The following is a 7,470-nucleotide window of genomic DNA, read 5'->3' on the forward strand; positions in this document are numbered from 1 at the left end:
CCGCCCCACCTCTTCCCCGCCCCACCTCCCCCACACTCCGCCGTCGGGCCCCGCCGGCGCGCGCAGCGCACCCATGACGCCCGCCACCACGTCGCCGCTGCCGGCAGGGGCGAGCCAGCGCGTGCCGTCCGCCTGGCTGTACACGTCCCCGGGCGGGGCAGCGACCAGGGTCGTTGCGCCCTTGAGCAGGACCGTGGCTCCGGTCAGTTTGGCGGCTCGGCGGACGGCGCTCAGGGTTCCGGCCTCCACTGCGGCGCGGTCCACCTCAACCCCCAACCGCTTCAGCAGTGCGGCCAGCTCACCGGCGTGCGGAGTCAGCACCACATGCGGGGCCAGCACAGCGGGAAGGGCGGGTAGCGCACCGGCATCGGCCACCACGGGCAAGCCAGACTCCACGGCCTCACGCGCACGCTGCAGCTGTTCGTGGTCCTCGGGCCCCATGCCGGAACCCACCAGCCACGCCTGGACCCTGTTCTCAGCCACGGCCCCGGTACTGCAGACCACTTCCGGGCAGGATTGGCGGATCAAATCCGCGACTTCGGGCGGCCCAAGGTACCGGACCATCCCGACTCCCGCGGCAAGAGCGCCGCGGCATGCGAGGACGGCCGCGCCGGGATAATCTGCAGATCCCGCCACCACTCCCAGGACTCCGCGTGAGTACTTGTGGGCGCGCCGGGCAGGGCCGGGGAGGAGGCCCGCGATGTCTGCGTTGCCCAGCCGGCGAAGGGCAGGATGGCCGAAATTATCCTCGATGCCGATGCGCACCACGTCCACCCTGCCGGCGTGGTCCGCTCCAGGATCCACCAGCAGGCCGGCTTTGGCCGCTCCGAACGTCACCGTCACATCCGCCGAGAGCACCGGTTCTGCCACTTCGCCGGTATCCGCGTCGACGCCGCTGGGCAGGTCGCATGCGACCACGAAACCGGGGGTAGGGTGTCCGGCCCGGGCATCGGCAATGGCCTCGACCAGCGTTGCCGCACTCCCCCGCAGCCCGCCTTTCGCGCCGGTTCCCAGCACAGCGTCGATAACGACGTCGGCGCGCGCCGTTTCTGCGGCCAGCTGACTGGATGCCGCGTCCGTAAGACGATGTACCCTGCCGCCGGCACGCTCGAAAGCAGCCAGCGCCTTCGCATGGGCTGATTCAGTGGTAAGCACCGCCGTCGTACGCATCCCGCGGGCGGCGAGGAAAGCGGCGGCGTAAAGCCCGTCCCCGCCGTTGTTGCCCTTGCCGGCGAGCACCACAAGGCTGGAGCCGTAGATCCGGCGGCCGCGGGACCGGAGCTCCCGGATGATGGTGTTGGCCAGCCCGTGGGCTGCGCGCTGCATCAGGACGTCACCCAGGCCGGCGGCCAGGAGGGGCTCCTCGGCTTCCCGCACCTGGGCTCCGGTGTAGGCGCTGATCATGGTGGTCAGGGGCTCAGGCGGGCCGCTTGGCCGGTTCAGCCTTCGGCCAGGACCGTAGCCGTAGCGATGCCGCCGTCGTGGCTGATGGAGAGATGCCAGCGTTTGACGCCCTTGGACTCAGCGACGGCCAGCACGGTGCCCTTGACCTGGACGGTGGGGCCGTTGTGGTCCAGGCCGATCCAGCAGTCCTGCCAGTTCATGCCGGCCGGCGCGCCGAGGACTTTGGCCACAGCTTCCTTCGCGGCGAACCTTGCAGCCAGCGACCGGGTGTTCAGCTCGCGCTCAGCGGGGACGAACAGCCGGTCCCGGAGGCCGGGGGTGCGCTCAAGCTGGCGGCCGAACCGCTCGATGTCTACTACGTCTACGCCTATGCCAACAATCATGCGGCTTATTCTACGATGACGCCTGGAACGGGAAGTTACAGAGGAAGCCCCGAGCCGTGGGCCCGGGGCTTCCTCTTGATACGACCAGACTGGCGTGTCGCCGGCCTGCAGCAGTTACTCGACGGTGACGCTCTTGGCGAGGTTGCGGGGCTGGTCCACGTCGTAGCCCTTGGCTGCGGCGAGTTCCGCGGCGAAGATCTGCAGCGGGACCGTGGTCAGCAGCGGCATCAGCAGGGTGGGGGTCTCCGGGACGTAGAAGACGTACTCGGCGTAGGCCTTCACGGCTTCGTCGCCTTCCTCGGCGATCACCAGGGTGCGGGCGCCGCGGGCGCGGACTTCCTGGATGTTGGAGACCACCTTGGCGTGCAGCGAGTCGCGGCCGCGCGGGGACGGGACCACCACGAACACCGGCTTGCCCTCATCGATCAGGGCGATCGGGCCGTGCTTGAGTTCACCGGCGGCGAAGCCCTCGGCGTGGATGTACGCGATTTCCTTCAGCTTCAGCGCGCCCTCGAGCGCTACCGGGTAGCCCACGTGCCGGCCCAGGAACAGCACCGAGTTCTCGTTGGCCATGCTGCGGGCCAGTTCGCGCAAGGGTCCGGCGTTGTCCAGGATGGTCTGGATCTTCGCCGGGATCTTGTTCAGGTCCGCGAGGACGTCCTTGATCTGGCCGGAGAAGATGTTCCCCCGCAGCTGCGCCAGGTACAGACCCAGCAGGTACGCCGCGGTGATCTGGGCCAGGAACGCCTTCGTGGACGCCACCGCGATCTCCGGGCCCGCGTGCGTGTAGAGCACGGCGTCGGACTCGCGCGGGATGGTGGAGCCGTTGGTGTTGCAGATCGAGATGGTCTTCGCGCCCTGTTCCCGGGCGTACCGGACGGCCATCAGGGTGTCCATGGTCTCACCGGACTGGCTGATGGACACCACCAGGGTGTTCTCATCCAGGATCGGGTCGCGGTAGCGGAACTCGTGCGCGAGCTCCACCTCGGTGGGGATCCGGCACCAGTTCTCGATCGCGTACTTCGCCACGGTCCCGGCGTACGCGGCGGTGCCGCAGGCCAGGACGATGATCTTGTTGACCTGCTTGAGCAGCTCCGGGTCGATCCGGAGCTCGTCAAGGGTCAGCATGCCGTTCAGGTCCGAACGCCCCAGCAGGGTCTGCGCCACGGCGTCGGGCTGGTCATGGATTTCCTTCTCCATGAACGAGCTGAAGCCGCCCTTTTCAGCCGAGGCCGGGTCCCAGTCCACGTGGTATTCCTTGCCCGCGGCCGGGTTACCGAAGAAATCGGTGATCTCCACCGTGTCCGCGGTGATGGTGACAATCTGGTCCTGGCCCAGCTCCACCGCACGGCGGGTGTAATCAATGAACCCGGACACGTCCGAGCCCAGGAAGTTCTCGCCCTCGCCCAGACCAACCACCAGGGGTGAGTTGCGGCGGGCAGCCACCACCGTGTCGGGCTGGTCAGCGTGGACCGCGAGCAGCGTAAAGGCGCCCTCCAGGCGCTGGCAGGCCAGCTCCATCGCCCGGGTCAGGCCACCGTTCGCGGCGTCCCCGCCCAGCTTGTTCCGGAAGATGTCCGCCAGCAGCGCCGCGGCCACCTCGGTGTCCGTCTCGGACAGGAACTCCACGCCCTTCTCCACCAGCTCAAGCTTCAGCTCGGCGAAATTTTCAATGATGCCGTTGTGGATCACGGCGAGCCTGCCCTCATCGGCCAGGTGCGGGTGCGCGTTCCGGTCCGTCGGCCCGCCATGGGTCGCCCAGCGGGTGTGGCCGATCCCGGTGACCGTCTCCGGCAACGGTCGGGCTTCCAGCTCGGCAATCAGGTTGCTCAGCTTCCCCGACTTCTTCCGCGACTCGATCAAGCCCTGGCACACCACCGCGACCCCCGCGGAGTCGTAGCCCCGGTACTCCAGGCGGCGCAGTCCCTCAAGGACAACATCCAGCGCACTGTGACTTCCGCCGTTATTAGAACGGCCCACGTATCCCACGATTCCACACATAGGCTCAAGACTATCGGCAGGGGTGCCTTAGATCTAAACCGGGACGTGGCGCTCAAGTGCCGCTTCTGTTGCGCGCTCACCCGCATCAGCGTTCGCCAGCATTTCGCTCTCAGCCGGGCTGGGGGCAGAATCTCTAAAGTGACTGTGCAACGCAATGACGCGAACGGCGAAGGCGTCTCCCCGTTCGTCGAGCTGGACCGGCAGACCTGGTCCCGGCTCGCAGATGAGATGGAACAGCCTCTTAATGAGGAGGACATTGTCCGTCTCCGCGGCCTTGGCGACCCGCTGGATATCAACGAAGTCCGGGAGGTCTACCTTCCACTCTCAAGGCTCCTGCACCTGTATGTTGAAGCCGCCGGCCAGCTTCACGCCGCCACCACCACCTTCCTGGGCGAGCAGACCCAGCGCACCCCGTTTGTGATTGGCGTGGCGGGATCGGTCGCTGTCGGCAAATCCACCATCGCCCGCGTACTCCGTGAAATGCTGCGCCGCTGGCCTGGGACCCCCAATGTGGAACTGATCACCACCGACGGTTTCCTGTACCCGCTGGCCGAGCTGAAGCGGCGGCAGCTGCTGGAGCGCAAGGGCTTCCCCGAATCCTACGACCGCCGGGCTTTGCTCCGCTTTGTGAGTGAAATCAAGAGCGGTGCCGAGGAAGTCCGCGCTCCCTGGTACTCCCACGTCACATATGACATCGTTCCCGGCAAGGAAGTGGTGGTCCGCCGTCCCGACGTGCTGATCGTGGAAGGGCTGAACGTACTGGCCCCGGCGCGGCCCCGCCATGACGGCCGGCAGGGGCTGGCATTGAGCGACTTCTTCGATTTCTCCATCTACGTGGATGCCAAGACGTCCTACATCGAGGAATGGTACGTGGACAGGTTCCGCAAGCTCCGCACTACGGCGTTCGCGCAGCCCGAGTCCTATTTCCACCGGTATGCGGCACTGTCCGATGACGAGGCTGAGAGCACTGCCCGGGACATCTGGAGGCGCATCAACGAGCCGAACCTGGAGGAGAACGTCCTCCCCACGCGTGGCCGCGCCCAGCTGGTGCTGACTAAAGACGCGGACCATTCCATCCGCCGCATGCTCCTTCGGAAGGTTTAGCACAGGTGTGCTACGACTGCGCTCCCTTCGACGCTTCCGGGCCGACGGCGACCAGCCGGCGCACCTTCGCCCGCTTCCTGGCAGCGGGGGCAGGACTCACTGTGCTGGCCGCCTGCACGCCGGAGGCACCCGGGGCGGCGGTTCCGTCGTCGGGCACCGCGTCTGCTTCACCGATCCCCAGTGCTGTCACCGATTCAGCGACCCCGGCGGCGGAAGCCACGACGGCGGCTCCCCCGCCTCCGGAACCGTCCCCGGCGCCGTCGCCCTCCTCAGCCCTGCCGCGGCAGTTCTCCCTCACTGACCCGGCGAGCCCCTGGCTGGTGGTCAACAAGCATCGGCCGCTGGTCCCGGCTCACTATGTGCCCGCTGACCTGGTCCGGCCCGCGGTCGCGACGACCGTCTCCGGCGAGGCGGCGCTGCTGAACAGTACGACGGCGGCCGCCGCCGAGGCGATGTTCGCAGCGGCGGCGCGGGACGGGGTAGCGATGGTGCTGGCAAGCGGCTACCGCTCCTACGGCACGCAGGCGGCCACCTACAACAGCTACGTTGCCTCGCGTGGGCAGGCCGACGCCGACACCGCAAGCGCCCGCCCCGGCTACTCGGAACACCAGACGGGCTGGGCTTTCGACATAGCCGACGGCAACGGCGTATGCGGTTTCCAGCCGTGCTTCGCAGATCAGCCCGCTGCAGTGTGGGCGAAGGCCAACGGACACCGGTTCGGGTTCGTGGTGCGGTACCCGTGGATGTTCCACCCAATTACCGGGTACTACTACGAACCGTGGCACCTGCGGTATATCGGCGTGGAAGCGGCGACGGACATGGCGAACCGCGGCATCTTCACCCTCGAGGAGTACTTCGGCGTGGAGGCCGCTCCCGGGTACCTGTAGGGCGATGCGCTAGCTTGGTTCCTATGCTGACTGGATTTAAGAATTTCATTATGAAAGGCAACGTCGTTGACCTTGCCGTCGCCGTCGTGATCGGCACCGCTTTTGGTGCCGTGGTGACCGCGCTCGTGAACAAGGTACTGATGCCCTTCATCGCCGGGCTGACCGGTTCGCCGAACTTCGACAGCTTCGCCAAAGTGAATTTCAACGGCAACGCCCTTGAGTTTGGCGTATTGCTGACAGCAATCGTCAATTTCCTGCTGATCTCCGCGGCCATCTACTTCGTTGTGGTAATGCCGATGAACCTCATGATCGAACGCCGCAACCGCAGGCTTGGTATCGGCCAGGACGTGAAGAAGGAGTCCGCGGAGGACCCACAGATCGCTCTGCTCACCGAAATTCGGGACACGCTCAAAAGCCGCACGCCCTAACCCCTCGGAATAACGCCAGTGGCCCGCCTCCTGATGGAGGCGGGCCACTTTGCTGTTCAGTGAACTATTCGGAGACAAGCTCCAGTGCGAGCTCTGCCCGGACAACCTGCGCAAGGTGTTCGGCGATGGAATGTGCTGTCTCTTCATCCGCTGCCTCTACCATCACGCGCACCACTGGCTCAGTGCCGGAGGGACGCAGCAGGACGCGGCCGGTGTCACCCAGGGCAGCCTCAGCTGCGGCCACAGCCTGGGCGAGGACCTCGTTGCTCTTGACGCCGGCCCGGTCCACACCCTTGACGTTGATAAGTACCTGAGGCAGCTTGGTCATCACCGCGGCGAGTTCCTTGAGCGGCTTTCCTGTCAGCGCAACCTGGGCTGCGAGCTGCAGTCCAGTGAGCACGCCGTCACCGGTAGTGGCATGGTCTGCAAAAATCACGTGGCCGGACTGTTCCCCACCCAGGTTGAAACCACCGTTACGCATCTCCTCAAGGACGTAACGGTCACCCACGGCGGTTTCGCGGATGTTGATGCCCGCTTCGCGGAGCGCGATCTTGAGGCCCAGGTTGCTCATGACGGTGGCTACCAGGACATCGTCCTTGAGCTTGCCTGACGACTTCAGCGCAACTGCAAGGATGGCCATGATCTGGTCGCCGTCCACCTCGTTGCCTTCGTGGTCCACAGCAAGGCACCGGTCGGCGTCGCCGTCGTGGGCAATCCCCAGGTCTGCGCCGTGTTTGACCACAGCTTCCTTGAGAAACTCCAAGTGGGTGGAGCCCACGCCGTCGTTGATGTTATGGCCGTCCGGGTCTGCGCCGATGACCACCACGTCCGCCCCGGCATCCTTGAACACGTGGGGCGAGCAGCCGCTGGCGGCACCGTGGGCGCAATCCAGGACAACCTTGAGGCCGTCCAGCCGGTGCGGCAGGGTCTGGAGGAGGTGGACGATGTAGCGGTCCTCCGCGTCGGAGAAACGCTGGATGCGGCCAACGTCGGCGCCTACCGGGCGCTGCGCTTCCCGGGACATCTGGGCCTCGATGGCGTTCTCGACGTCGTCAGGCAGCTTTTGCCCGCCGCGGGCAAAGAACTTGATGCCGTTGTCCGGTGCCGGGTTGTGGGAGGCGGAGATCATCACGCCGAAGTCTGCGTCCAGGTCAGCGACCAGGTAGGCAGCCGCGGGCGTGGGTAGAACGCCGGCGTCGTAGACGTCGACGCCGGAGCTGGAGAGCCCGGCTTCCACTGCAGCGGCGATGAATTCGCCGCTGG

The 7,470-nt window shown here is 66.4% G+C and carries 7 protein-coding genes; 3 read left to right on the forward strand and 4 right to left on the reverse strand.

What is annotated here, in order from left to right; translation table 11 throughout:
• From AC5RWX_RS28160 to glmS, 3 genes are all read right to left on the reverse strand, one after another.
• Nucleotides 1–1,404, reverse strand: a 1,404-nt coding sequence (locus AC5RWX_RS28160; protein WP_494099546.1) for an NAD(P)H-hydrate epimerase, incomplete at its 3' end; no start/stop codon positions are given.
• 35 nt (nt 1,405–1,439) lie between these two features.
• Nucleotides 1,440–1,787 carry a holo-ACP synthase gene (locus AC5RWX_RS28165; protein ID WP_104042503.1) on the reverse strand — a complete coding sequence of 116 codons (348 nt, stop codon included), beginning with the start codon at nt 1,785–1,787 and terminating at the stop codon, nt 1,440–1,442.
• 114 nt (nt 1,788–1,901) lie between these two features.
• Complete coding sequence (gene glmS / locus AC5RWX_RS28170; protein WP_494099547.1) at nt 1,902–3,788, reverse strand: glutamine--fructose-6-phosphate transaminase (isomerizing); 1,887 nt, start codon at nt 3,786–3,788, stop codon at nt 1,902–1,904.
• Between the two features lie 138 nt (nt 3,789–3,926).
• Between glmS and coaA the strand changes: the two genes are divergently transcribed.
• Genes coaA through mscL form a run of 3 tightly spaced genes read left to right on the forward strand, consistent with a single transcriptional unit; the run spans nt 3,927 to nt 6,207 of the window.
• Nucleotides 3,927–4,892 (forward strand): type I pantothenate kinase, encoded by a 966-nt coding sequence (coaA, locus tag AC5RWX_RS28175; protein WP_494099548.1) that lies wholly within the window; start codon nt 3,927–3,929, stop codon nt 4,890–4,892.
• Between the two features lie 5 nt (nt 4,893–4,897).
• On the forward strand, nt 4,898–5,779 hold the full coding sequence (locus tag AC5RWX_RS28180) for a M15 family metallopeptidase (protein ID WP_494099549.1): 882 nt from the start codon (nt 4,898–4,900) through the stop codon (nt 5,777–5,779).
• 23 nt (nt 5,780–5,802) lie between these two features.
• The gene (mscL, locus tag AC5RWX_RS28185; protein ID WP_494099550.1) at nt 5,803–6,207 is read left to right on the forward strand and encodes a large conductance mechanosensitive channel protein MscL; all 405 of its coding nucleotides are present in this window, start codon (nt 5,803–5,805) and stop codon (nt 6,205–6,207) included.
• A gap of 64 nt (nt 6,208–6,271) precedes the next feature.
• Here mscL and glmM read toward each other — a convergent pair.
• Nucleotides 6,272–7,470: phosphoglucosamine mutase (gene glmM / locus AC5RWX_RS28190; protein WP_494099551.1), on the reverse strand; the 1,199-nt coding region annotated here is incomplete at its 5' end.

The sequence above is a fragment of the Arthrobacter sp. SPT-J7 genome, assembly GCF_059089965.1.